The organism is Burkholderia sp. MS389, from assembly GCF_016899425.1.
GTDB lineage: Bacteria > Pseudomonadota > Gammaproteobacteria > Burkholderiales > Burkholderiaceae > Burkholderia > Burkholderia sola.
In genome coordinates this window covers 1,088,838-1,112,215 of sequence record NZ_CP045995.1, presented here as the reverse complement: position 1 = coordinate 1,112,215, position 23,378 = coordinate 1,088,838, and the positions used below count along the sequence as shown (strand labels likewise).

The following is a 23,378-nucleotide window of genomic DNA, read 5'->3' as shown; positions in this document are numbered from 1 at the left end:
GGGCTCGAATGGGATCGATTGACGCACTTCGGGAATTCCCCTAGGATTTATCCCAACCCTTCGGGACAGACCCGGAGCGTTTCAATCTCTTGAGGGAGCCTCATGAGTACGCAACAAAACCGGCGCTTCGACGCGCTCGTTTTCATCGGTCGTTTCCAGCCTCCGCATCGTGGTCACCTGAACGTGCTGAAGTCGGCACTGAGCCGGGCCGAGCGCGTGTGCGTGCTGATTGGATCGACCGACAAGCCCCGCACCATCAAGGATCCGTTCTCGTTCGACGAGCGCCGCCAGATGCTGGCTTCGCTGCTCGACGCGTCCGAGCGCGACCGCGTGACGATCGCCCCGCTGCAGGATTCGACCTACAACGACGGCGACTGGGTGCGCTGGGTGCAGGATGCGGTGGCCGGCGCGCTCGGCGACGTCGCGCAGCGCAAGGTCGGGCTGATCGGCCACGAGAAGGACGCCACGTCGTATTACCTGCGGATGTTCCCGCAATGGGCGCTCGTCGACGTCGACGCGACGGAAGACATTTCCGCTACCGAGATCCGCGACCAGTATTTCGCCGAACGGACCAACAGCTTCGTGCAGTGGGCCGTGCCCGAACCCGTGTTCGGCTGGCTCGAGCGGTTCCGCACGCAGCCGGAATTCGCGCAACTGAAGTCGGAAGCCGAATTCATCGCCGCGTATCGCAAGGCGTGGGCGGCCGCGCCGTATCCGGTCACGTTCGTGACGGTCGACGCGGTGGTCGTGCACTCGGGGCATATCCTGCTCGTGCGCCGTCGCAGCGAACCGGGCCGCGGCCTGTGGGCGTTGCCGGGCGGCTTCGTGAACCAGGACGAGCGGCTCGATGCGGCGTGCATTCGCGAACTGCGCGAGGAAACCGGCCTCAAGCTGCCGGAGCCCGTGCTGCGCGGCTCGATCAAGGATCGCCAGGTGTTCGATCACCCGACGCGTTCGCTGCGCGGCCGCACGATCACGCATGCGTGCCTGTTCAACTTTCCGACCGGCGAGCTGCCGCGCGTGAAGGGCAGCGACGACGCCGACAAGGCGCGCTGGGTTCCGCTCAACGAATTCGCGCAGATGCGCAACGTGATGTTCGAGGATCACTTCGACATCGCGTATCACTTCCTGGGGAAGCTGTGACGCGCTGATTCCCCGCATTCGGTCCGCCGCGACAGACGCGGCGGCACTTCAACGGCCTAGAGGAGCTCTAGCCATGCAAAACGATCCCGGCGGCTTTGCCGCGGTTCTCGCCAATCCGATTCTCAACACGGATTCGTACAAGGCTTCCCACTTCCTGCAATATCCGCCGGACGCATCGGCGATGTTCTCGTACGTCGAATCGCGCGGCGGCCGCTATGACCGCACGCTGTTCTTCGGCCTTCAGATGCTGCTGAAGGAGTACCTGTGCAAGCCGGTCACGCACGCGATGATCGACGACGCGCGCGATTTCTTCGCCGTGCACGGCGAGCCGTTCAACGAAGCCGGATGGCGCCATATCGTCGAGCACTACGACGGCTACCTGCCGGTGAAGATCCGTGCGGTGCCGGAAGGCTCGATCGTGCCGGTGCACAACGTGCTGATGACGGTCGAATGCGACGATCCGCAGGTGTTCTGGCTCGCGTCGTATCTCGAGACGATGTTGTTGCGCATCTGGTATCCGGTGACGGTGGCGACCCGCAGCTGGCACCTGCGGCAAACGATCCGCCGCTTCCTCGAAAGGACCGACGACGATCTCGCGCAACTGCCGTTCAAGCTGCACGACTTCGGCGCGCGCGGCGTGTCGAGCGCGGAATCGGCCGCGATCGGCGGCGCCGCGCATCTCGTAAGCTTCATGGGCTCGGATACCGTGCTCGGCGTGCTGGCCGCGAACCGCTTCTATCGCGAGCCGATGGCCGCCTACTCGGTGCCGGCGGCCGAGCACAGCACGATCACGTCGTGGGGGCGCGAAGGCGAGGCCGACGCGTACCGCAACATGATCAACCGCTTCGGTTTGCCGGGCGCGATCGTATCGGTCGTATCGGACTCCTATGATCTGTTCGCCGCGCTCGATCTGTGGGGCGGCGAACTTCGGCAGGCGGTGATCGATTCGGGCGCGACGCTCGTCGTGCGTCCCGATTCCGGCGACCCGGTGACGATCGTGCTGCAAACGGTGCGAGCGCTCGACGTGTCGTTCGGCTCGACCGTGAACGGCAAGGGGCGGCGCGTGCTGAATCACGTGCGCGTGATCCAGGGCGACGGCGTCGACGAGCAGTCGATCGAAGCGATCCTCGCCGCGCTCGACGAGGCAGGCTACGCGGCCGGCAACGTGGTGTTCGGCATGGGCGGTGCGCTGTTGCAGCGGGTGAATCGCGATACGCAGCGCTTCGCGATGAAGTGCTCGGCCATCCGGCGCGGCGGCGTATGGCACGACGTCCGCAAGGATCCGGTCACCGATCAGGGCAAGCGCTCGAAGCGAGGACGGCTGACGCTGCTGCGCAATTGGCGCACCGGCGAGTATCGGACGGCGACGCTGCCGGTTGCGTGGGACGATCGGGCGCGGGAAGGCGAATGGGACGAGGCGCTCGAGACGGTGTTCGACACCGGGCGTCTGCTCGTCGATACGTCGTTTGCGGAGGTCAGGGCAAGGGCGCACGCGGGGGAGGTGTGACGCGGGTGAGGCCCTGAGACAGGTTTGCGTTACTTTGGCATCTTAACGGAGTGCCCTGGATGTCGGCGCGACGCGCGGGTCACCGCACAGATGCTGACATCCACCGTTGCATATGGGGACCAGCGTCACTCCAATCTGAAGATAGCCTTCGTAACCCGCACTGTCTTTCGGATAGGGCTTCGAAATCATGTGGGTGTCCGACCATATGTTTTCGCGCTTGACTCCTAGTTGAACCAGATAGTCTGTCAAGTGCATCGATCTTTGCCGCGCGAGTGCCTGCGGATTCGTTTCGCCAATGTAGGCGCCGGCCGTGACGATGCCTCGAATTTCGGCGTCAGGCCACTCGCGCGCACGGATGACCATCTCCGCTATTCTGACGCGATCCTTGTTGGGAATGGCATCGGAATTGAGCGGGACGCTGTCGAGCATGTCTTCGGAAACGGTACATGCAGTGGACGAAATCGGGAACGACAGGCAAGTACAGATTGCCATGCTGATCATGCGAGCGGGAGATATCACCACAGGGTCCGGTCGTCGAAAAATGAAATATAACAAGCGAGGCTGTCTGCATTGTCGATTGCTACATCCGCGTGTGTCTGAGCCCAATATTTCAGGCCGGTGCCGAATCCATAGATTTCGTCGTTTGAATCGAAGGTGTCGATATAGTGCGTGCACTCGTGAATCAGCACTTTCAGCTTGCAGTTCGTAGAAAGCCGAGCATCGGGAAGCGTGCAGAAGTGCGGATAAATTGCAATCATTCGTTTGTGTGAGTCGGGTTTGCATACTGCTGCATCCGTAATCCAATTGTCGGGAAATACGGTGCACGTTATGTTCCTCTGCGTTTGCTCGTCCCATCTGATGACGTTCTCGGGTTCGAGTTGCTGCATGACGCTCAGAAGCTTGGGTAACCCGATGCCCAAACGTTGCCGGACTGTTTCGTCAGATCGCCCGAACCACGTCCGGACGCGGCTTTGTTCTTCCTGATCCCAAGCGGCGAGCGCCTCCATCCGCTCGCGAATCAGGACGACTGCAGCGTCACGCAGACGTGCAATTAACCGCCTGAACGTCTTGTTCGACATGTTCTCGCAGATTTGCGTCATGTCGAGTTCGATAGCGTGAATGGAACCGGGTATTGTGTTGGTACAGGTGGTCCCGACGCAAATCCACTCTTCGTCTTCTTCTTGGCGTGTGGTGTCGTGTGAGTTGAAAGTTAGGCCCATGGACTCGATAGTTATCCGGAATGAGGGGGCTACTATCGATTTAAGAAGGTATGCCCGTCTATGAGACAGGTACGATTTTCGATGGGTGAATCACGGCATCTTGACCGATGCAACTCGGGCGTTGCGGATCTGTTCGGCAAGAAGAATGTTGCCGGCCTCGATCATTCATCAGCCAGCACGCCCCGGCCTGCATCGGCTTGCGCGCCGCCGCGCTCTCCCACCCGCACCGCGTCCATCGCCCGCGCGAGCGCATCGAACACCGCCGGCCCCTTGCAGCGCGACACGTTGAAGCGCATGTACGACGACGCGCTGCGCGACACGCTGAATACGTCGCCCGGCGCGAGCACCACGTCGTGGTCCAGCGCATGACGTGCGACGCGCGCCGCGTCGAGCCCGTCCGGCAATTGCGCCCACACGAACAACCCGCCGCGCGGCTCCGTCCAGATCCCGAGCCCGGCTCGCGCGAGGCGCCGGATCGTCTCGCCCATCGCATCCGCGAGCCGCGCGCGCAGGCTGTCGAGATGGCGCCGGTACGTGCCGTCGATCAGCAGCCGATGCACGACGTTGGCGCCGATCTGCGCGTTGCCGAACGACGTCGCGAGCTTCAGGTCGACGAGCGCGTCGATCCATTCCGGCCGCGCGGCGACATAGCCGCAGCGGATCGCGGCCGACAGCGTCTTCGAGAAGCTGCCGATCGACACGACGCGCGACAGCCCGTCGAACGCCGCGAGGCGCGGCGCGGGCGTGCTCTCGAAATCCGCGAAGATGTCGTCCTCGACGATCAGCAGGCCGTGCTCGGCCGCGAGCGTCAGCAGCCGGTGCGCGACGGGCGGCGCGAGCGTCGCGCCCGTCGGGTTGTGCAGCGCGGCGTTGGTGATGTACAGGCGCGGTCGATGCTCGGCGAGTGCTTGCTCGAAGCGCACGAGATCGGGGCCGTTCGGCGTGAACGGCACGCTGACGATCCGCGCACGGTGCGCGCGCAGCAGCGCCTGGAAGTTGAAGTAGCACGGATCGTCGAGCACGACGGTGTCGCCCGGCTCCAGCAGCAGGCGGCACACGAGGTCGAGCGCGTGCGTGCCGCCGTCGGTCAGCATGATCTGCGCGGGTTCCGCGTGGACGCCGTGCTGCGCGAGCCGCCATGCAAGCTGCTGGCGCAGCGCGGGCAGGCCGAGCGGCGTCGCATAGTCGGTCAGCGCATCGGCTTCGTCGCGCGACACGGCGCGCAGCGCGCGACGCAGGCTTTCGTCGGGCAGCCACGACGACGGCAGCCACCCGCAACCGGGCTTCACCGACGTCGGCGCCGCTTCGAGCGACTGGCGCGACAGCCACAGCGGATCGAGCTCGCGATCGAGGCGCGGGCCCAGCTCGGCGAGCGCGAGCGGCGGTGCGTGGCCCGACACATAGAAGCCCGAACCGCGCCGTGCGACGAGCACGCCTTCGCTCGCGAGCCGCTCGTACGCATCGACGACCGTCGATTTCGATACGTCGAGCGCGTCGGCCATCATCCGGATCGACGGCACGCGCGCACCGGGCATCAGCGCGCGGCTCGCGATCCGCGCGCGCAGGGTGTCCATGACGGTTTCCACGCGCGTGCGCGACGGTGCGGGCGGAGCGGGAATCGGGGCGGAAGGGCGCATGGCGGACGATGAACTGTACGGCCGGTTGTCCAGTACAGTTTGTCTGAATTGTATTGGGCTGTAGCTTACGCCGTTTTCGCCGGCGGCGGATCATCGGTCATCCACTTTCCATTCAGGATTGACCGTGCAAAAGACGACCGACGGATGGCTCAGCGGCATGCTGGGCGTCATCATCTTCAGTGGCTCGCTGCCCGCGACACGGGTCGCGGTGCAAGGGCTCGACCCGTTGTTTCTCACGTTCGCCCGCGCGACGATCGCCGGCGCGCTCGGCCTGCTGCTGCTCGTCGTGCTGAAGCAGAAGCGGCCGTCGCGCACCGAGGCCGTGTCGCTGGCCGTCGTCGCGCTCGGCGTCGTGGTCGGTTTTCCGTTGCTGACGGCGCTTGCGCTGAAGCACGTGACGTCCGCGCATGCGATCGTGTTCGTCGGGCTGCTGCCGCTCGCGACCGCGCTGTTCGGCGTGTGGCGCGGCGGCGAGCGGCCGCGGCTGCCGTTCTGGATCTTTTCGATCGTCGGCAGCGGCGCGGTGGCCGCGTTCGCGCTGCGCAACGGCGGGCACGCGTCGGTGGTCGGCGATGCGCTGATGCTGGCCGCGATCGTCGCGTGCGGGCTCGGTTATGCGGAAGGCGCGCGCCTGTCGCGCCAGCTCGGCGGCTGGCAGGTGATCTCGTGGGCGCTCGTACTGTCGCTGCCGCTGATGCTGCCGCTCACGTGGCTGACGTGGCCCGCGTCGTTCGACGGCGTCGATGCCGCCGCGCTGTGGGGGCTCGCGTACGTGTCGCTGTTCAGCATGTTGATCGGCTTCGTGTTCTGGTATCGCGGGCTGGCGCTCGGCGGGATTGCAGGCGTCGGCCAGTTGCAGCTGCTGCAGCCGTTCTTCGGCTTCCTGCTCGCGGCCGGGCTGCTGCACGAGACGGTGCCGCCGTCGATGGTCGTCGTGACGGTAATCGTGGTCGGCTGCGTGGCGGGCGCGAAGTACTTCTCGAAGATGGCGCCCGTGCAGCGCGTGGGGTGATGCAGGCGCCGCGGCTGGCGGCAAGCCCGTTGCTGCCGAACGCACGATAGCGATCCTGCGCCCGGCAGCAAGACCCCAGGCAAAACGGCCAGGCTACCGGTAGCGGCAAGCCTGGCCGTTGGCGTTCGTCACGCCGCGCGCGGGTTACTCGAACGTTTCGAGCGCGAGCAATTCGCCGATCGTCTGCCGGCGGCGGATGAGCCGCGGCGTGCCGCGATCGACGAGCACTTCCGGCGCGAGCGGCCGGCTGTTGTAGTTCGAGGACATCGACGCGCCGTACGCGCCGGCGTCGTGCAGGAACAGCAGGTCGCCGATCTGCGGCTGCGCGAGCTTGCGGTGCGTGACCACGCCGCCTGCGTCCTGCGTGAACACGTCCCCCGATTCGCACAGCGGCCCGGCGATCGCGAGGTCGACGAGCGGCCGGCCGGCGGGCAACGCGCCATCGTGCGCGTGCACCGACACCGCGTGATAGCTGCCGTACATCGACGGGCGCATCAGGTCGTTGAAGCCCGCGTCGATCAGCACGAAATCGTGCTTCGGCCGGCGGTTGACGGCCTGCACCTCGGTGACGAGCGTGCCGGCTTCGGCAACCAGAAAGCGGCCCGGTTCGATCTCGATGCGCACCGGATGGCCGAGATGCCGTTCGATGCGCTTGCGCGCGGCGTCCCACTGGCTGAAGTAGTGTCCGACGTCGACGCGCGGCTCGCCGTCGCGATACGGAATCGACAGGCCGCCGCCGGCCGAGATCGCGTCGATGTCGTGGCCGAGCGACGTGACGAGATCGACCATCGCATCGCACACCTGCGACAGGTGGCCGTAGTCGACGCCCGACCCGATGTGCATGTGGATGCCGACCAGCTTCAGCCCGTACTGGCGCACGATCTCGATCGCACGCGGCACGTCGTCGATCCAGATGCCGTGCTTGCTCTGCGGGCCGCCGGTGTTGGTCTTGTTGCTGTGGCCGTGGCCGAACCCGGGGTTGACGCGCAGCCACACGCGGTGGCCGGGCGCCTGCTCGCCGATGCGCGCGAGCATGTCGAGCGAGCCGGCGTTCACGGTCACGCCGTGCTTCAGCACCGCCGCGAGCGTCGGGCGGTCGATCAGGTCGGCCGTGAATACGACGCCTTCCGGCTCGCCGCCCGGGCTGAACCCGGCCGCGAGGCTGCGCTCGATCTCGCCGAGCGACACGGCGTCGACGCATGCGCCTTCGTCGCGCATCAGCTTCAGGATATGGACGTTCGAATTTGCCTTCTGCGCATAGCGGATCACGTCGAACTGGCGCAGTTGGGCGATGCGGTCGCGAATGACGTCGGCGTCGTACACCCACAGCGGGGTGCCGTATTGCTGCGCGAGCGTCGCGAGCTGGCGGGAATCGAGGGACATGGCGGATGAATCGGATCGAATGAACGGATAGCCGGATGATGCGCCTGAAAAGCTATACGGTAAAATGCCTGTTTATCTTCATTCGATTCATTTCTGATATATACGGCCATGCTGACGCACCGTCATATCGAGGTTTTCCGCGCGCTGATGGTCACCGGCAGCACGACGCGCGCGGCCGAGATGCTGTACACGTCGCAGCCGACGATCAGCCGCGAACTGGCGCGGATGGAGCAGGTCGTCGGCTTTGCGCTGTTCGAACGCGCGCACGGCCGGCTGCGCCCGACGATGGCCGCGCTCACGCTGTTCGACGATGTGCGGCTCGCGTATGCGGGGCTCGAACGCATCGCGGCGACGGCCGCGCGCCTGCGCGAGTTTCGCGACGGGCAACTGTCGGTAATCGCGTTGCCGGCGTTCTCGCACGCGATCCTGCCCGGTGCATGCCGGCGCTTTCACGACGCGCATGCGGGCGTCAGCGTATCGGTCGCGACGCAGGAGTCGCCGGTGCTCGAGGAGTGGCTCACCGCGCAGCGTTACGATTTGGGGCTGACCGAGCGCGATGTCGCGCCGGCCGGCACGGTGCTCACGCCGCTGCTCGAAGTGGATGAAGTGTGCGTGCTGCCCGGCGGCCATCCGCTGCTCGCGCAGGACGCGATCGACCTGCTGGATCTCGCCGATCGCCCGTTCGTGAGCCTGTCGCTGAACGATCCGTATCGCATCCTGATCGACGAGGCGTTCGCGCAACTCGGCATCGCGCCGCGCTCGGTGGTCGACACGCCGTCGGCCGTGTCGGTGTGTGCGTTCGTGCGGCAGGGGCTCGGCGCCGCGATCGTCAACCCGCTCACCGCGCTCGATTTCGTCGGCCGCGACCTGCACGTGCGGCCGCTGACGCGGTCGTTTCCGTACCGGGTCAGCGTGATCGTGCCCGAGCACCGGCCGAAGAACCTGCTCGTCGACGCGTTCGCCGATGCGCTGCGCGCCGAAGCGAAGGCGATCCGCCGCCGGCTGGCCGCCCACCTCGGCTAGCGGCACCGCCGTATGATGGGCGTTTCGCCGCCATCGCCGTCATTTTCCGGAATCCCGTCATGACCGACGCATCGTCTTTCCTCGAACAACCGACCCTCACCGGCGCACGTGTCGTCCTGCGTCCGCTCGACACATCCGACCGGCAGGCGCTGCTGGATGCCGCGGCTGACGGCGCGTTGTGGAACCTGAAGGTCACGGTCGTGCCCGGCGCGCAGACGGTCGACGCCTACATCGACACGGCGTTGCAGGGGCGGGCGGCCGGCACCGTGATGCCGTTCGTGATCGTCGATCGCGCGTCGGGCCGCGCCATCGGCAGCACGCGCTTCTGGAAGATCGACCGCAAGAATCGCAAGCTCGAGATCGGTCATACGTGGCTGAGCGAATCGGCGCAGCGTACGCGCGCGAATACCGAAGCGAAACGGTTGCTGCTGGGCTATGCGTTCGACACGCTGCGATGCGTGCGCGTGCAGTTCACGACGGACGAGCTGAACGAGAAATCGCGCGCGGCGATCCTGCGGCTCGGTGCGAAACAGGAGGGCATCGTGCGTCACGAACGGATCATGCCGGATGGCCGCAAGCGCAACTCGGTGCGCTTCAGCATCATCGACGACGAATGGCCGGAAGTGCGGGCGCGACTCGACGCGAAGCTGGCGACGTAACGCGTGACGTGCGAGGCGGAGCGCTCGATGCTCGAGACGTGCGTCGCGCCGCCGGCAGGGGAGGCGGCGGCGCGACGGCGGGGGAAACGGTGCGCCGCGCGCGATGCGCGGCGCTGCATCGGATGAATTACTGCGCCGATGCGAGGTGATGACGCTGCGCGAGCTTCTGTGCATCCGCGTAGTGCGCCTGCAGGATCGGTAGCGCCTGGCGGGCGACTTCCTTCAGCTTGGTGTCGCGGCCCGATGCGATTTCGGCCTGGAACGCCGAGATCGCCTTCTGCTGGCCGGCGAGCGCGACCTGTTCGATATACGCCTTGTCGAACTCGGCGCCGCGCAGGCTCTTGATGCCGTTCAGCACGGTCGTGTCGGGGTCGTTGGCCGGCACGTCGACGCCGCGCGGGCTGGCCGCGCGCATCGCCTGGATGATCTTCGCATCGTCGGTCGACACGCGTTGCGCGAACGCCTTGACCTGGCTGTCCGACGTGCGCGCATCGGCGATGCGCGCGGCGTCGTGCTGGGTCGACACGGTCTTCGTGCCGTCGTTGATGAAGGTCTGGTCGGCTTCGTGGATGCGCGTCGCGGTCGCGGCCGGCGCAGCCGATGCGCCGGGTGCCGGTTGCGCGGTTTGCGCGGTCGCCGTCACGGCGACGAGAAGCAGGCCAGCGGCAGACAAGGCAAGGCGCGAAAGGTGGGGAAAGCGGTTCATGGGACCTCCTCGATCGGGGCTCTGGTTGAAAAACGGATCGTACGATCCGTCGCTGTGCGAGAGACCGGGCGCGCCCGGGCCGGGTTCGACTGCCGCTCTGCCGCGGCGGCGTTCGAAGTGTTTTCCGGCCCGACTGATTCTAGGAGAGCGGCCGGGTAGCAGGTGCAACCGTGCTGTGGCTTGTGTAACGGTTGGTAAGACGAAACGATGAGCACGCGCGCAGCCCGGTAGGGCGTACCTGATACGCATGTGGCGGCGGCAATTTTTGCGTGCGCGTGGCGCATGCAATGGATGAGATGCGTGCGCGTGTCATCGGCATTTCAGCGGTGCGATGTCGTCGCGGCAGTTGTCGTCGCGGCGCGTCGTGCGAGGGACGGGGTGCGTGCGTGGCGTGCGTGAAAGCGTCACACGCGATCGAGCAGCGCATCGAGGCGCGGCAGCAACGGCGTCGCGCAATGCGCCTGCAACGCGTCGGGCGCGGTGTAGCCCCACGCGACGCCCTGAAATGCAATATGTGCACGCCGAGCCGCGTCGGCATCGCGGATTTCGTCGCCGACGTACAGCACTTCGTCTGCGCGCACTCCGGCCTCGCGAACGAGCGCGCGCAGACGGCGCGCCTTGCCGAACAGCGGAATGCCGCACGCGAAATGGTCGACGCGTGCGCCGGCGCGCGGGCCAAGCCGGTCACGCACGATCTCCTCGGTATTCGACGTGGCGATCGCGATGCGGATGCCGCGCGCGGCGAGCGCGTCGAACGTTTCGGCGACGCCGGGGAACAGTTGCACGTGCGCGACGCGCGGCCGCATCAGGCGGCGCATGTCGATCGTCACGCGCGGCACTTTCCACATTGGCACGCCGAGCGCGCGAACGATGTCGCGCGCCGACATCCCGCGCAGCGCCGGGCGCAGTTCGGGCGTGGCGTCGCGAAAGCCGTGCAGGCGCGAGGCTTCCGTCAGCGCGGCGAGAAAACTGTCGAGCGAATCGGCGAGCGTGCCGTCGAAGTCGAAGGCGATGAGGCGGAAGGTCATGAAGCGGCGTCTCGGGTTTATCGGCGGGTGCCATTGTCGCCGAATCGAGGGTGGCAGTGCGGCTGTTCGTCCACGGCGGACTCCAGTGCCCCTTGTCCCGCCCCCCCACGGCGCGGTATCGTCGATGCTGCGCCTTCCGCCCCTCGAACCGGAGAACAGACGTGCCCGCAGCCACCCCCGCCACGCTGAGAATTTCCACCGACAAGCGCGAACTCGACATCGACGCGATCTTCGATTTCCTGCATCGCGACGCGTATTGGTCGCAGGGCATTCCGCGCGACGTAGTCGAGCGGGCGATCGAGGGCTCGCTGTGCTTCGGCGCGTATGTCGGCGACCGGCTCGTCGGGTTTGCGCGGCTCGTCACCGATCACGCGACGTTCGCGTATCTGTGCGACGTGTTCGTGCTGCCGGCCGAACGCGGCAACGGCTACGGCCGCGCACTGATCGACCATATCTTCGCGCAGCAGATGGTGCAGCGGCTGCGCCGCATCATGCTCGCGACGACCGACGCGCACGCGCTGTACCGGCCGGTCGGTTTCGGTCCGCCCGCGAATCCCGAGCGGCTGATGGAGATCCGCCGGCCCGACATCTACACGAAACGCTGACGCGCGCCGCAGCGCATACAATACGCGCTTTCCGTTTTTGCCGAAGAAAAGCACACCATGACCGAACAGGAAGCCGAACAGCTCGCGACGCACCGCCACTACAAGGGCGGCCTGTACCGCTACATCGGCGTTGCGCGCCATTCCGAAACCGAGGAATCGGTGGTCGTCTACGAGCATCTGTGGCCGCATGCGCGCGGGCTGTGGGTGCGGCCGGAAGCGATGTTCAACGGCAACCTCGAAGACGGCACGCCGCGGTTTCGCAAGCTGCGCGACTGAGCGGGCGGCACCGAGGCCGGCGCCGGTGTCTAGCCCGCGCTGCCCGGCTTGTCGTGCGGCGCCTGTTGCCGCAGCGCCATCGCAAAGAAGCGTCGAATTTCATCCATCAATTCCGTGCGGGCCGACGCGAAATCGAACGCGCGCCGGTTTTCGTGCGCGTAGCGCTGGCGCCAGTCGTCGGCCGCATGCCGCGCTTCGCGTGCGCGCAGATCGTCGAGTTCGGGCGTGCGCAACGCGTGATCGGCGATCAGCGTCACGCCGTCGCGGCTGACCTCCAGCACGCCGCCCGCGACGAGCAGGCGGCGATGCTCGCCGGTCGGCGCATCGACGAGCATCACGACGCCCGGCCGGATCCGCGTGAGCAGCGGCGCGTGGTGCGGGTAGATCCCCAGTTCTCCGCTTTCCCCCGGAACGACGACGAAATGCGCGTCGCCGGCATACAGCACCGCTTCCACGCTTACGATGTCGAGCCTCATCGACGTCTTCATGCATGCTCCTTCAGACCGCCGCCGCACCGGCGACGATTTCGCACAGCTCGGTGGTGATCTGCGCCTGTCGCGTCTTCTGGTACAGGTGCCGCAGTTCGCGCAACACGCGGTCGGCGTTGTCTGTCGCGGTCTGCATGCTGAACATCCGCGCGCATTGCTCGCACGCGTAGTTCTCGACGACGGCCTGATAGAGCGTCGCCTCGACGTAGCGCAGCAGCAACGTGTCGACGACCGGTTTGGGCGCGGGCTCGTACAGATAGTCGGACGCGGGTGCGGACACGGGCGCGCCGTCGGTCGGCGCGCCCGTGTCGAGCCCCACGATCGGCAGCATCGCATCGATGCGCGGCTCGTACGCGAGCGGGCTCGTCAGCCGGTTGTATGCGACGTGTACTTCGTCGAGCTCGCCGTTGACGAACGCGGTCAGCGGCACGAGCAGCGCACCGAGCAACTGCTCGAAGTGCGGCTCGGCGGCCAGGCCGCTCGCACGCGCGGCGATGGTCGCACCGTGGCGCAGCAGCGGCGCGAGGCCGCGCGCACCGATCACGCTCAACTCGCATGCGACACCGGCACGGTCCCAGCGTTCGAGCGCATCCACGCATTCGACGAGCAGCCGCGCATTGAGCGGGCCGCACAGCCCGCGATCGGTGCTGACGACGATCAGGCCGACGCGGCGCACGGTATCGCGTCGCGCCATCAGCGCCGATACGTGGTCGGGACGGTCTCGCAGCACGCGTTCCGCCATCGCGGCGATGCGCGCCGCATACGGGCGGAACTCGCGCGCGCGTCGCTGCGCGCTCGCCATCTTGGTGCGCGCCATCATTTCCATCGCCTTCGTGATCTTGCGCGTGGACGAGGTACTGGCGATCTTCGAGCGGATTTCGCGTATGTGCATGTCAGGGGGGCGTTGCGGCCGTCCGGATGTCATCGTGCGGATTCATGCTATCGGGACTTCACCTGAAACGATTGACGGAAATCAAACGACTTCGCCCGGTCCCGCACCAGAATCCGTTCACGTGATCCTTGCGAAGGGGCAGTCGATGACCGAATTGCACACGCATCAGAAATACGACGCGCTGATTGCGCGTTGCCACGCGTTGCGGCCTGTGACGGTCGCGGTCGCGCATCCCTGCGACGAGGTATCGCTGCACGCGGCGGCCGCCGCCGCCCGGGCCGGGATCATCGTGCCCGTGCTGGTCGGCCCGGTGGCGCGAATCACGATGCTCGCCGCGACGCTCGGTGTGGACCTGTCCGGCTATCGTCTCGTGGATGCGCCGCACAGTCATGCGTCGGCGGCGCGCGCCGTCGAGCTGGTGCGCGCGGGCGACGCGCAGGCGCTGATGAAGGGCAGCCTGCACACCGACGAGTTGCTGGCGGAGGTGGTGCGCGCCGACACGGGGCTGCGCACCGGGCGGCGCCTGAGCCACGTGTTCATCATGGACGTGCCGACTTACCCCAAGCCGCTGTTCATCACCGACGCCGCCGTCAATATCCGTCCGACGCTCGAACAGAAGGCCGACATCGCGCAGAACGCGATCGATCTCGCGCATGCGCTCGGCATCGCCCGGCCGAAGGTGGCGATCCTGTCGGCGGTCGAGACGGTCAGCTCGAAGCTGCCGTCGACGCTCGACGCGGCCGCGCTGTGCAAGATGGCCGAGCGCGGCCAGATCACCGGCGCGCTGCTCGACGGGCCGCTCGCGTTCGACAACGCGATCAGCCCGGAGGCCGCGCGGCTCAAGCATCTCGGTTCCGCGGTCGCGGGCGATGCGGACATCCTGCTCGTGCCCGATCTCGAGGCCGGCAACATGCTCGCGAAGGAGCTGACGTTCCTCGCGAATGCCGATGCGGCCGGCATCGTGCTCGGTGCGCGCGTGCCGGTGATCCTGACGAGTCGCGCCGACAGCGAACGCACGCGCCTGGCGAGCTGCGCGGTCGCAGCGCTCGTCGCGGCGGCGGCGCGCGCCACGGCGGCGCCCATGGACGCGCCGGCGATTGCGGCCGACGCACACTGACGAGGCCGCGATGCGACATCCCGTCCTGGTGCTCAACGCCGGCTCGTCGAGCCTCAAGTTCTCGGTCTACGACACGCGCGACGATCGTTCGCTCGATGCGGGCCTGCACGGGCAGGTTGAGAACCTGCATGGCGCACCGCATCTGTTCGTGGCCGATGCGCACGGCGCGACGCTCGCCGACAGCCCGGTCGCGCGACCGGGGCATCAAGGCGCGATCGAGGCGCTGCACGCGTGGTTCGTCGCGCACGTCGGGCGGGAGGCCGGGTTCGACGGCGTCGGGCACCGGGTCGTGCATGGCGGCCCGTATTTCACCGCGCCGGTGCGGATCGACGCGCACGTGCTCGATGCGATCGCGTCGCTTTCGCCGCTCGCGCCGCTGCACCAGCCGCATCATGTCGACGCGATTCGCGCGGTGGCCGCGGTTGCGCCGAACCTGCCGCAGGTCGCGTGTTTCGATACCGCGTTCCATTCGACGGTGCCGGCGCTCGAACGGGAGTTCGCGTTGCCGCGCGCGCTGACCGAGCAGGGCATCGTGCGCTACGGGTTTCACGGGCTGTCGTACGAGTACATCGCGACGGCGCTCGCGGCCCTCGATCCGTCGTGGGTGCAGCACCGGACGGTGGTCGCGCACCTCGGCAACGGCGCGAGCCTGTGTGCGCTCGAGAACGGCCGCAGCGTCGCGACGACGATGGGGTTCACGGCCGTCGACGGGCTGCCGATGGGCACGCGCACGGGCGCGCTGGACCCGGGCGTGATCCTGTATCTGCAGCGTCACGCGGGCCGGTCGCTCGACGAGGTCGAGCATCTGATCTATGCCGAATCCGGCTTGCTCGGCGTATCCGGCGTGTCGAGCGACATGCGCACGCTGCTCGCGAGCGACGCACCGTCGGCCGCGCATGCGGTCGAGCTGTTCGCCTATCGCGCGGCCCGCGAGCTCGCCGCGCTGGCCGGCGTGCTCGGCGGTCTCGACACGCTCGTGTTCACGGCGGGCATCGGCGAGCACGCGCCGCACGTGCGTGAACGGATCTGCAATCGCGCCGCGTGGCTCGGCATCGTGCTCGACGACGCGGCGAACGCGGCCGGCTTGCCGGTGATTTCGAGCGACGCGTCGCGCGTGACGGTGCGCGTGATTCCGACCGACGAGAACCTGATGATCGCGCGCCACACGCGCCGCGTGCTGGACGACGCGATCCCTTCCACGCCGTATCCGACCCGGTGAGACCTCCGATGACAGCACGCGACACGCCTTCCCCTGCCGTCAGCGCCCCCGCGCTGCCGATTTTCTGGCCGATGGCCGCCGCCACGGCGATGTTTGCCGCCGGCTCCGAGATCACGGCGCGCAATCTCCGCTTCCTCGCGGAAGAGGAGAAGCTCCATTTCGAAGCGCATCCGGTGCTCGCATCGGCGAACCGGCCGTTGCTGGAACTGCGGACGATGACGTTCCGCGATTATTCGGTCGCGCCGGCGCACGGGCTGCCGACGATCGTCGATGCGCCGTACGCGGGGCACAGCGCGATGATCGCCGACTACCAGCCGGGGCAGAGCCTGATGCAGACGCTGCGCGAGCACGGCGTGACGCGTCTGTACCTGACCGACTGGCGCTCGGCCACCGAGGACATGAAGGACCTCGAGATCGACCAGTATCTGGCCGAGCTGAACGTGTGCGTCGACGAACTCGGTGGCCGCGTGAATCTCGTCGGCCTGTGTCAGGGCGGCTGGATGTCCGCGATGTATGCGGCGCGTTTCCCGCACAAGGTCGCGAGCCTCGTGCTGGCCGGCTCGCCGATCGACACCGACGCGGGCGACGGCCCGATCAAGCGGATGGTGCACACGTATCCGACGTCGTTCTACGAGGAACTCGTCGCGATGGGCGGCGGGCTGATGCGCGGGCGCTTCATGCTGCGCGGCTGGAAGAACATGCATCCGGACCAGCACTATCTCGCCGAGCACGTCGACCTGTACGAGCATCTCGACGATCCCGAATACCTGCGCGAGCGCGAGGTGTTCGCGAACTGGTACGAAAGCCCGATCGACCTGCCGGGGCGCTGGTACCTGCAGGCGATCGTGCAGATCTTCAAGGAGAACCGGCTCGCGAAGGGCACGTTCGTCGCGCTCGGGCGCACGCTCGACCTGAAGGACGTCGCGTGCCCGGCCTATCTGCTGGGTGGCGAGGCCGACGACATCACGACGCCGGAGCAGGTGTTCGGTGCGCACGATCTTCTCGGGACGCCCGCGTCGCGGATCGAGAGCCGGCTCGTGCCGGGCGGCCATATCGGTCTGTTCATGGGGACGCGCACGCTGACGACGGTGTGGCCCGACATCGCGCGATGGATCGCCGCGCAGCGCTAGGCCGGCGCGGATCGGCAAGGGAGGCGGCATGACGTTGCGACACAAGCGGGGGCTCGTCGTCGGCATTGCGAACGAACAGAGCATCGCGTGGGGATGCGCGCGTGCGTTTTGCCGGGCCGGCGCGACGCTCGCGGTGACCTGGCAGTCGGACAAGACCTTGCCGCACGTCGAGCCGCTGTTCGCGCAACTCGACGCGCCGATCCGGATGCCGCTCGACGTCGGGCGGCCCGACCAGATGGCGGCGGTGTTCGATGCAATCGCGGCCCAATGGGGCGAAATCGACTTCGTGCTGCATTCGGTTGCGTATGCACCGAAGGCCGATCTGCACGGCCGCGTGGTCGACAGTTCGCCGGAAGGCTTCGCGTTGGCGATGGATACCTCGTGCCATTCGTTCATCCGGATGGCGCGGCTCGCCGAGCCTCTGATGACGCGCGGCGGGAGCCTGATGGCGATGAGCTATCTCGGCGCGGAGCAGGTCGTCGCGAACTACGGGGTGATGGGGCCGGTCAAGGCCGCGCTCGAAGCGAGCGTGCGGTACCTGGCGGCCGAACTCGGCGGCGCGGGCATTCGCGTCAACGCGATTTCGCCGGGCGTGCTGCCGACGCGCGCGGCGTCGGGCCTGCCGGACTTCGGCCGGCTGCTCGACGACACCGCGCGCCGGGCGCCGCTGCATCACGCGCTGGACATCGACGACGTCGGCGCGTTTTGCGCGTTTCTCGCCAGCGACGGCGCACGGGCGATCACGGGCGGCACGCACTATGTCGACGCCGGCATGCACATGCTCTAGCGCGCCGGCGGCGCGCGGCGTTCAGGTCCGCGCGAATGCCTGCACGAGGGCCGGCGGCGCGTGGGCGACCGTGACCTCCGGCGTGCCGTGCCACGCCGCGAGTTTCTTCACGGCCTTCGCGACGTCGGCTGCGAGCCCGGCGCCGAACCGCACGCCCGGCTCGACATGCACGGCTTTCAGCTCGAACGTGCCGAGCGTGCGATGCGCTTTCGCATCGACGCGGCCCACCAGCCGGCCGCGATGCAGCACGGGCAGGCAGAAATAGCCGTAGCGCCGCTTGTGCTCGGGCGTATAGCACTCGATCGTGTAATCGAAACCGAACAGCGTCGACGCGCGCCGCCGGTCCCACACGACCGGGTCGAACGGCGACAGCAGCGTCGTGACCGTCGAGCGCAGCGTGTCGGCAGCGGCCGCCGGCAGCAGCGCATCGAGCGAGCGATGCACGTAGGCCGGTTCCTTCCAGTCGTCGATCTGCACCGGAATCAGGTCACCGGCCTCGGCGAGCCGCTCCAGTTCCGCGCGGTACGAACGGCGCGGCAGCCGATAGTAGTCGGCCACCCAGTCCGCGCGCACGACGCCGAGCGCGCGGCACGTGTAGTCGAGCAGCGCAGGCAGCACCGCATCGCGCGGCGGCAGGTCGCGCGTATCGTCCCAGTCGGGCAGCACGCGTTCGCGCACGTCGTACACGCGCTGGAAATTGCGGCGCTCCGACACCATCAGGTCGCCCGTCGTGAACAGCACTTCCAGGTGACGCTTCTCGGGCTTGCGATCCCACCAGCCGTTGCCTTTCACGCCGTCCTCGCGCGCGAAATCGGCCGACCGCACCGGGCCTTCGTCGCGAATCCGCGCGAGCAGCCGTTCGATCTCCGGACGATTCTGCTCGTGCCATTCGGCCGCATATTTCCAGCCCATCCCCGACGGATCGAGCATCTTGTAGCGCATCAGCCCGAACTGCTCGATCGGCAGGAAACACGCTTCGTGCGACCAGTATTCGAACAGGCGCGCCTCGGCGAGATGTTCGTCGAGCCAGCGCGGCGGGAAATCGCCGAGACGGCTGAACAGCACGAGATACGGGCTGCGTGCGACGACGTGGATGGTGTCGATCTGCAACTGCGCCATCCGGCGGATCGTGTCGAGCACGTCGGACTTGGTCGCCTTGCGGCGCGGCGGGGTGAGCAGGCCCTGTGCGGCGAGATGGAGCGCGCGGGCGGCGGCGGGCGAAAGCGTGAGCATCGGCGGGACGGTCGAGGGTGGCGATCGGGAACCACTTTAGCGCGAAAGCGGCGCGCGCGTGCGACGTGCGGCTGCAACACGTCTGACAATGGTTGACAGATGCGTTTCGCAAGTTTCCCTATAGTGCAGTTCATGGCGCGACGATCAATGCGCGCAACGATTCCGCTTCCGACGCACATATGTCCATGGCACGCAGGAAGCGAATCCGGGATTCCCGACCCCCATCGGGAGACCCGGAGCCCTGAGCGGACATCCATGCGGCTGTGCACCGGCCCCGTGTGGATGTCCGCTGATTTTTTTGTTTTTCCGGTTTTCACCCATTGCCGCGCGACGGGTCATGCCGCGGCGCTCGTCTGTCCGGGCCGCAGCGCGCGGGACAGGTCGTAGTGTTTCGCCGCGCCGTAACGCGGCGAACCGAAGTGCCAGTCGTAATTGCCGCGAATGTACGTCCGGGCCTCGTCGAGCAGGCGCAGCGACGCGCGGTCGTCGGTGCGCGCACGTACCTGTTTTTCCAGATCGAGATAACGCGCGAGATAGCCGTTGTGGATGTCCGCCGCCGTGTCGAGCGCGGCTTGCGGCGCGAGCCCGCGTTCGTGCATCAGGACGCAGACGAGATTGCTGCTCGATTCGCCAGCTTCTTTCGGATACGAAAAGATGTCGTTGCACAGGCAGAGGATCAGGCCGGACAGCTTGCGCAGGCGCTCGACTCCTTCGTCGGCGTAGAACGCGGCGGGCGCTTCGTAGCCAGCGGCGATATCGATCAGCGCGAACGCGCCTTCGCCGCAGCCGTTATAGGTGCGACCGGAAAGGTACTCGGCCGTGTCGGGCACGACGTCGGTCGCGAACCGGCCGGCTTCCCACAGCGTCGAGAACAGGAACGTCATCATCCCCGCGACCCAGCGTGCGTACTGCACGCGCGTGGACGTCGCGGCGATACGCGCGCACACATCTTGAGTCGCCCGTTGCAGGGCGGGCAGGAACGCGGCCAGGTGCGGCAGGCGCGCCGCCAGCGCGGCGCGCAGCGGTGCCGGATCGTGGCCGGTCGGATCGGCAATCATTTCGTACAGCCACAGGTAGAGCGCGCCGAGCTCGCCGGGCGTGCGCGCGACGCCGTGCAGGCTGCACAGGCCGTCGTCGATCGCGAAGATCCAGCCGTACGCGCGGGTCGTCGTGCACAGGCCGTCGAAGGTGGCGTGCGCATAGACGCGCGAGCAGTATTCGCCGACCTTGCCGTGACGGATGCCGTTGGCCCAGCGCGGATCGTCGAGCAGGCCATGGCCGTTCATCCACGCGAGCAGGTCGGCTTCGGCGCGGTCGGCGTCGGGATGCACCGGCGTTTCGAACGGGTGGAGCAGGTGCGGCAGCACGAGCGTGGGCGCGGCGGCTTCGGCGGCAACGGTTTCGGCGGTGGACATGGCGTACCTCGCGGATGGCGGGTGGCAACAGGTGTCGTGAAGGGGGGGGCGGCCTACATGCCGAACCGGCGCGCGCGCTTGCCGTATGCATCGATCGCCTGTTCGAAATCGTCGCGTCCGAAATCGGGCCAGCACGTCGGCGTGAAATAGAACTCCGAGAAAGCGGTTTGCCACAGCATGAAATTCGACAGGCGTTGCTCGCCGGACGTGCGGATCACGAGGTCCGGCTCCGGCTGGCCGGCCGTATAGAGCCGGCTCGCGATCAGCTCCGGGCTGAGCTGCGCGAGCAACTGATCGACGGTGCCGGCCGCGACGTGCTCCGCGATCAGCGAGCGGACTGCGTGCAGCAGGTCGAGGCGGCCGCTGTACGCGACCGCGATGTTCACATCGAGCCCGCACGCGTGGGCCGTGCGTTGTTGCGCGGCACCGATGCGCTCGGCTGTCGCGGGCGGCAACTTCGTCAGGTCGCCGATCACGTGCAGGCGCCAGCGGCCGCCGGCGGCGAGCTCGTCGATGACGTCGGCGATGACCGCGAGCAGACCGCGCAATTGAGCGGCGTCGCGATTGAGATTTTCGGTGGACAGCGGCCACAGCGTCACGAACGGGATCCCGGCTTCCTCGCACCACGACAGCAGCGCATGCACGTTGCGCCCGCCGGCCCGATAGCCGTCGACGGCCGGCAGGCCGAGACGGTCCGCCCAACGCCGGTTGCCATCGAGAATGACGGCAAGATGCGTCGGCAACGGCGGCCGGGCCGTCTCTGATGCGGCAGGCGAGTCGATGGCGAACGTTGCCGGCGCGCGCAGAATCAGCTCTTGAGTCATGGCGACTCCTTCGAGGCGAGGAAGCGATCGAAACGTGAAACAGCAGTGGGATCGTTATGGCGACTGCCGCATGCCGGCGTGGGAATTCTGTTCGCACCGATGCGAGCGATTATTATTGATCAATGAATTTCGGATTTTCAAGTCATTCGCATGCACCATTTCTCGGCGCGCCAGCGCAAGCGACCGAGCAGGCGTGGCGGGGTGCCGGCCGATATCGAAAGCGGTGATGCGCAGTCGATTTTCGAGCCGATGTTATTTCGACATGCGGATACGGCGAATGCTTTTTGCGTTTCGCGAGATTGAATAAATCGCGGAATTGGAAAATAAAGCGATGCAATACGCGGGCGACCGATTGCGGCGAAAACGTTTCCGCCGCGTCGGCCGTCGGGCGCTTATGCCCGCTTGCCGCGCGCGACTTCGTCGCCGGCGCCGGGCGGCAGCCGCCGCGTGATCGGAATCGACGCGAACGAGCACAGCCCGACCACGAGGAACGCGGGCCAGAAATCCGACCACATCATCGTCTGATGGCCCTGGAGCCAGTGCGACACGTGCAGCACGAGGCCGGCCACCGTCACGCCGAGGCCGAGCGACATCTGCTGGACGACGCTGCCGAGGCTCGTCGCGCGACCTGCGTCGCGCGGCGAGATGTCCGCGTAGATCATCGAATTCAGGCTCGTGAACTGCAGCGCGGGGAAGATGCCGCCGACCAGCACGATCAGCCAGATCGTCCAGGTCGCCATGCCGGGATGGAACACGCCGTACGCGGCGATCGCGAGGCCCGCGAATGCCGCGTTGTAGATCAGCACCGTGCGAAAACCGAAGCGGCGCAGCGTATGCGTGGCGGTCGAACGGCTGACCGCGCCGCCGAGCGCGGACGCGCACGTGATGAGCCCCGAGTGGAACGCGCTCATGCCGAGCCCTTCCTGCAGCGCGAGCGGCAGCAGGAACGGCACTGCGCCGAGCCCGATGCGGAACAGCGACCCGCCGACGACGCTCGCGTGGTACGTCGGGATCTTCAGAAAACTGAGGTCGAGCACTGGGCGTTCCTTGCGGCGCGCGTACGGCACGTACAGCGCGAGCATCGCGGCGCCGGCCGCGCACATGATGATGGCGTTCGAGCGCGACGTGAGCGAACCGTCGATCAGCGTGAGGCCCATCAGCAGCAACGCGGCGCCGCTGGCCGACAGCAGGAAGCCGAACCAGTCGAGCGGGCCCGGATCGGGCTCGTGCGTGTTCGCGATGTGCTTGCTGGCGAGGTAGATCCCGTAGATGCCGATCGGCACGTTGATGAAGAAGATCATCCGCCAGTGCAGGTAGGTCGTGATGAAGCCGCCGACGAGCGGCCCGACCGTGGGCCCGAACAGCGCGGGAATCGCGAGGTAGTTCATCGCGCGCAGGAGATCGGCGCGCGGCACCGCGCGGAAGATGATGATGCGGCCGACCGGGACCATCATCGCGCCGCCGACGCCCTGGATGAAGCGCGCGAACGTGAGCACGCCGAGCGAGTTGGATGCCGCGCACATCAGCGAGCCGACGACGAAGATGCCGATCGCGGTGCGGAACACGGCGCGCGCGCTGAAGCGGTCGGCGAGCCAGCCGCAGATCGGAATGAACACGCCGAGACCGACCACGTAGGCCGTGATCGCAATGTTCAACGTGACGGGGTTGTGCCCAAAGTCCCTCGCCATCGCGGGCAGGGCGGTGACGATGATGTTCGCGTCGACGCTTTCCATGAACAACGCACAGGCAACGATGAGCGGTGCTAGAAAGACGGGCGACATGGGCAGGGCGCGCGGTAAAGACGCCATTATGCCCACAATGTGACCGCTGCGTCACGTACGACAACAGTTGTTCCGCATGTTGCAACAGTCGTCTTTTCCGGCGGATGGCGCGGAAAGGACGACCGCGCACGTGTGAGCGATGTGCTGCCTGGGCGATGAACGACGCGGCATCGTCGTCGCGATGCGCACGCGTTTTCGATGCGAGGCCGGAGGTTGACGCGGTGATCTGCGAACCGCTTGCCGCACGGCAAGTCGACCGCGCGTTCGCGTTGGAATGCGCGACGAGCGGGGAC

Annotated in this window: 23 protein-coding genes; 11 read left to right on the top strand and 12 right to left on the bottom strand. The window is 67.1% G+C overall.

Annotated elements, in window-relative coordinates; genetic code table 11:
• The first annotated feature begins 102 nt into the window (after positions 1 to 102).
• Positions 103 to 1,143 carry a bifunctional nicotinamide-nucleotide adenylyltransferase/Nudix hydroxylase gene (locus GJG85_RS21365; protein ID WP_050014966.1) on the top strand — a complete coding sequence of 347 codons (1,041 nt, stop codon included), beginning with the start codon at positions 103 to 105 and terminating at the stop codon, positions 1,141 to 1,143.
• Positions 1,144 to 1,216: 73 nt separating this feature from the next.
• Complete coding sequence (locus GJG85_RS21360) at positions 1,217 to 2,650, top strand: nicotinate phosphoribosyltransferase (protein WP_050014968.1); 1,434 nt, start codon at positions 1,217 to 1,219, stop codon at positions 2,648 to 2,650.
• Positions 2,651 to 2,692: 42 nt separating this feature from the next.
• Here GJG85_RS21360 and GJG85_RS21355 read toward each other — a convergent pair whose 3' ends face one another.
• The 3 genes from GJG85_RS21355 to GJG85_RS21345 all read right to left on the bottom strand — a co-directional run bounded on the left by GJG85_RS21355 (position 2,693) and on the right by GJG85_RS21345 (position 5,507).
• Positions 2,693 to 3,079: a hypothetical protein gene (locus GJG85_RS21355; protein WP_050014970.1), complete on the bottom strand. Its 387-nt coding sequence runs from the start codon at positions 3,077 to 3,079 to the stop codon at positions 2,693 to 2,695.
• Between the two features lie 86 nt (positions 3,080 to 3,165).
• Positions 3,166 to 3,750 carry a M35 family metallo-endopeptidase gene (locus GJG85_RS21350; RefSeq protein WP_239468981.1) on the bottom strand — a complete coding sequence of 195 codons (585 nt, stop codon included), beginning with the start codon at positions 3,748 to 3,750 and terminating at the stop codon, positions 3,166 to 3,168.
• 281 nt (positions 3,751 to 4,031) lie between these two features.
• Complete coding sequence (locus tag GJG85_RS21345; protein ID WP_089489555.1) at positions 4,032 to 5,507, bottom strand: PLP-dependent aminotransferase family protein; 1,476 nt, start codon at positions 5,505 to 5,507, stop codon at positions 4,032 to 4,034.
• A 124-nt stretch (positions 5,508 to 5,631) separates the two neighbouring features.
• Here GJG85_RS21345 and GJG85_RS21340 point away from each other — a divergent pair, with 124 nt between their 5' ends.
• Positions 5,632 to 6,519, top strand: coding sequence for a DMT family transporter (locus GJG85_RS21340; RefSeq protein WP_050014976.1), 888 nt, complete (start codon positions 5,632 to 5,634; stop codon positions 6,517 to 6,519).
• A gap of 144 nt (positions 6,520 to 6,663) precedes the next feature.
• Here the strand turns inward: GJG85_RS21340 and lysA are convergent, their stop codons facing one another.
• Positions 6,664 to 7,902, bottom strand: a complete 1,239-nt coding sequence (gene lysA / locus GJG85_RS21335; protein WP_050014978.1) for a diaminopimelate decarboxylase — start codon at positions 7,900 to 7,902, stop codon at positions 6,664 to 6,666.
• A gap of 108 nt (positions 7,903 to 8,010) precedes the next feature.
• Between lysA and GJG85_RS21330 the strand changes: the two genes are divergently transcribed.
• Together GJG85_RS21330 and GJG85_RS21325 are read left to right on the top strand one after the other, a co-directional pair.
• Positions 8,011 to 8,925 (top strand): LysR family transcriptional regulator, encoded by a 915-nt coding sequence (locus tag GJG85_RS21330; RefSeq protein ID WP_050014980.1) that lies wholly within the window; start codon positions 8,011 to 8,013, stop codon positions 8,923 to 8,925.
• A gap of 59 nt (positions 8,926 to 8,984) precedes the next feature.
• Positions 8,985 to 9,584, top strand: coding sequence for a GNAT family protein (locus tag GJG85_RS21325; RefSeq protein WP_050014981.1), 600 nt, complete (start codon positions 8,985 to 8,987; stop codon positions 9,582 to 9,584).
• Between the two features lie 127 nt (positions 9,585 to 9,711).
• On the opposite strand, the gene GJG85_RS21320 is transcribed toward GJG85_RS21325, so the two are convergent.
• Together GJG85_RS21320 and GJG85_RS21315 are read right to left on the bottom strand one after the other, a co-directional pair.
• Positions 9,712 to 10,290: a DUF4142 domain-containing protein gene (locus GJG85_RS21320; RefSeq protein WP_089489553.1), complete on the bottom strand. Its 579-nt coding sequence runs from the start codon at positions 10,288 to 10,290 to the stop codon at positions 9,712 to 9,714.
• Positions 10,291 to 10,694: 404 nt separating this feature from the next.
• On the bottom strand, positions 10,695 to 11,318 hold the full coding sequence (locus GJG85_RS21315; RefSeq protein ID WP_050014984.1) for an HAD hydrolase-like protein: 624 nt from the start codon (positions 11,316 to 11,318) through the stop codon (positions 10,695 to 10,697).
• Between the two features lie 161 nt (positions 11,319 to 11,479).
• On the opposite strand from GJG85_RS21315, the gene GJG85_RS21310 reads away from it, so the two are divergent.
• Positions 11,480 to 11,923, top strand: coding sequence for a GNAT family N-acetyltransferase (locus tag GJG85_RS21310; protein ID WP_050014986.1), 444 nt, complete (start codon positions 11,480 to 11,482; stop codon positions 11,921 to 11,923).
• Positions 11,924 to 11,980: 57 nt separating this feature from the next.
• Positions 11,981 to 12,199, top strand: a complete 219-nt coding sequence (locus tag GJG85_RS21305; RefSeq protein WP_006480837.1) for a DUF1653 domain-containing protein — start codon at positions 11,981 to 11,983, stop codon at positions 12,197 to 12,199.
• A 29-nt stretch (positions 12,200 to 12,228) separates the two neighbouring features.
• On the opposite strand, the gene atpC is transcribed toward GJG85_RS21305, so the two are convergent.
• Both atpC and atpG read right to left on the bottom strand, forming a co-directional pair.
• Entirely contained in the window at positions 12,229 to 12,687 is a 459-nt protein-coding gene (atpC, locus tag GJG85_RS21300; protein ID WP_050014989.1) for an ATP synthase F1 subunit epsilon, read from the bottom strand.
• A gap of 10 nt (positions 12,688 to 12,697) precedes the next feature.
• The gene (gene atpG / locus GJG85_RS21295) at positions 12,698 to 13,579 is read right to left on the bottom strand and encodes an ATP synthase F1 subunit gamma (protein WP_089489552.1); all 882 of its coding nucleotides are present in this window, start codon (positions 13,577 to 13,579) and stop codon (positions 12,698 to 12,700) included.
• On the opposite strand from atpG, the gene GJG85_RS21290 reads away from it, so the two are divergent.
• From GJG85_RS21290 to fabI, 4 genes are read left to right on the top strand one after another with little or no spacing between them, the layout of a single operon-like run.
• Positions 13,572 to 14,696, top strand: coding sequence for a phosphate acetyltransferase (locus tag GJG85_RS21290; RefSeq protein ID WP_306427014.1), 1,125 nt, complete (start codon positions 13,572 to 13,574; stop codon positions 14,694 to 14,696). The two genes, atpG and GJG85_RS21290, sit on opposite strands and share 8 nt — an antisense overlap.
• 10 nt (positions 14,697 to 14,706) lie before the next feature.
• On the top strand, positions 14,707 to 15,915 hold the full coding sequence (locus tag GJG85_RS21285) for an acetate/propionate family kinase (protein WP_050014993.1): 1,209 nt from the start codon (positions 14,707 to 14,709) through the stop codon (positions 15,913 to 15,915).
• 8 nt (positions 15,916 to 15,923) lie between these two features.
• Complete coding sequence (locus tag GJG85_RS21280; RefSeq protein ID WP_204384387.1) at positions 15,924 to 17,045, top strand: alpha/beta fold hydrolase; 1,122 nt, start codon at positions 15,924 to 15,926, stop codon at positions 17,043 to 17,045.
• A gap of 28 nt (positions 17,046 to 17,073) precedes the next feature.
• Positions 17,074 to 17,832 (top strand): enoyl-ACP reductase FabI, encoded by a 759-nt coding sequence (gene fabI, locus GJG85_RS21275; protein WP_050014998.1) that lies wholly within the window; start codon positions 17,074 to 17,076, stop codon positions 17,830 to 17,832.
• Between the two features lie 21 nt (positions 17,833 to 17,853).
• Here fabI and GJG85_RS21270 read toward each other — a convergent pair whose 3' ends face one another.
• The 4 genes from GJG85_RS21270 to GJG85_RS21255 all read right to left on the bottom strand — a co-directional run bounded on the left by GJG85_RS21270 (position 17,854) and on the right by GJG85_RS21255 (position 23,085).
• Complete coding sequence (locus GJG85_RS21270) at positions 17,854 to 19,065, bottom strand: crosslink repair DNA glycosylase YcaQ family protein (protein ID WP_050015000.1); 1,212 nt, start codon at positions 19,063 to 19,065, stop codon at positions 17,854 to 17,856.
• Between the two features lie 335 nt (positions 19,066 to 19,400).
• Positions 19,401 to 20,480 carry a terpene synthase gene (locus tag GJG85_RS21265; protein WP_204384386.1) on the bottom strand — a complete coding sequence of 360 codons (1,080 nt, stop codon included), beginning with the start codon at positions 20,478 to 20,480 and terminating at the stop codon, positions 19,401 to 19,403.
• A gap of 53 nt (positions 20,481 to 20,533) precedes the next feature.
• Positions 20,534 to 21,304 carry a polyprenyl diphosphate synthase gene (gene uppS / locus GJG85_RS21260; RefSeq protein WP_089489551.1) on the bottom strand — a complete coding sequence of 257 codons (771 nt, stop codon included), beginning with the start codon at positions 21,302 to 21,304 and terminating at the stop codon, positions 20,534 to 20,536.
• Positions 21,305 to 21,696: 392 nt separating this feature from the next.
• Complete coding sequence (locus tag GJG85_RS21255; RefSeq protein WP_204384385.1) at positions 21,697 to 23,085, bottom strand: MFS transporter; 1,389 nt, start codon at positions 23,083 to 23,085, stop codon at positions 21,697 to 21,699.
• Positions 23,086 to 23,378: the final 293 nt, after the last annotated feature.

Bases quoted from the DNA above. Each gene is read 5' to 3' on its own strand.
- atpG (WP_089489552.1), bottom strand. From the start codon at position 13,579: ATGCACATACGCGAAATCCGCTCGAAGATCGCCAGTACCTCGTCCACG.
- GJG85_RS21290 (WP_306427014.1), top strand. From the start codon at position 13,572: ATGTGCATGTCAGGGGGGCGTTGCGGCCGTCCGGATGTCATCGTGCGG.
- fabI (WP_050014998.1), top strand. From the start codon at position 17,074: ATGACGTTGCGACACAAGCGGGGGCTCGTCGTCGGCATTGCGAACGAA.
- GJG85_RS21345 (WP_089489555.1), bottom strand. From the start codon at position 5,507: ATGCGCCCTTCCGCCCCGATTCCCGCTCCGCCCGCACCGTCGCGCACG.
- GJG85_RS21280 (WP_204384387.1), top strand. From the start codon at position 15,924: ATGACAGCACGCGACACGCCTTCCCCTGCCGTCAGCGCCCCCGCGCTG.
- GJG85_RS21355 (WP_050014970.1), bottom strand. From the start codon at position 3,079: ATGCTCGACAGCGTCCCGCTCAATTCCGATGCCATTCCCAACAAGGAT.
- GJG85_RS21365 (WP_050014966.1), top strand. From the start codon at position 103: ATGAGTACGCAACAAAACCGGCGCTTCGACGCGCTCGTTTTCATCGGT.
- GJG85_RS21315 (WP_050014984.1), bottom strand. From the start codon at position 11,318: ATGACCTTCCGCCTCATCGCCTTCGACTTCGACGGCACGCTCGCCGAT.
- GJG85_RS21360 (WP_050014968.1), top strand. From the start codon at position 1,217: ATGCAAAACGATCCCGGCGGCTTTGCCGCGGTTCTCGCCAATCCGATT.
- GJG85_RS21305 (WP_006480837.1), top strand. From the start codon at position 11,981: ATGACCGAACAGGAAGCCGAACAGCTCGCGACGCACCGCCACTACAAG.
- GJG85_RS21285 (WP_050014993.1), top strand. From the start codon at position 14,707: ATGCGACATCCCGTCCTGGTGCTCAACGCCGGCTCGTCGAGCCTCAAG.
- atpC (WP_050014989.1), bottom strand. From the start codon at position 12,687: ATGAAGACGTCGATGAGGCTCGACATCGTAAGCGTGGAAGCGGTGCTG.
- GJG85_RS21325 (WP_050014981.1), top strand. From the start codon at position 8,985: ATGACCGACGCATCGTCTTTCCTCGAACAACCGACCCTCACCGGCGCA.
- GJG85_RS21350 (WP_239468981.1), bottom strand. From the start codon at position 3,750: ATGACGCAAATCTGCGAGAACATGTCGAACAAGACGTTCAGGCGGTTA.
- GJG85_RS21270 (WP_050015000.1), bottom strand. From the start codon at position 19,065: ATGCTCACGCTTTCGCCCGCCGCCGCCCGCGCGCTCCATCTCGCCGCA.
- GJG85_RS21265 (WP_204384386.1), bottom strand. From the start codon at position 20,480: ATGTCCACCGCCGAAACCGTTGCCGCCGAAGCCGCCGCGCCCACGCTC.
- lysA (WP_050014978.1), bottom strand. From the start codon at position 7,902: ATGTCCCTCGATTCCCGCCAGCTCGCGACGCTCGCGCAGCAATACGGC.
- GJG85_RS21255 (WP_204384385.1), bottom strand. From the start codon at position 23,085: ATGTCGCCCGTCTTTCTAGCACCGCTCATCGTTGCCTGTGCGTTGTTC.
- GJG85_RS21320 (WP_089489553.1), bottom strand. From the start codon at position 10,290: ATGAACCGCTTTCCCCACCTTTCGCGCCTTGCCTTGTCTGCCGCTGGC.
- GJG85_RS21330 (WP_050014980.1), top strand. From the start codon at position 8,011: ATGCTGACGCACCGTCATATCGAGGTTTTCCGCGCGCTGATGGTCACC.
- uppS (WP_089489551.1), bottom strand. From the start codon at position 21,304: ATGACTCAAGAGCTGATTCTGCGCGCGCCGGCAACGTTCGCCATCGAC.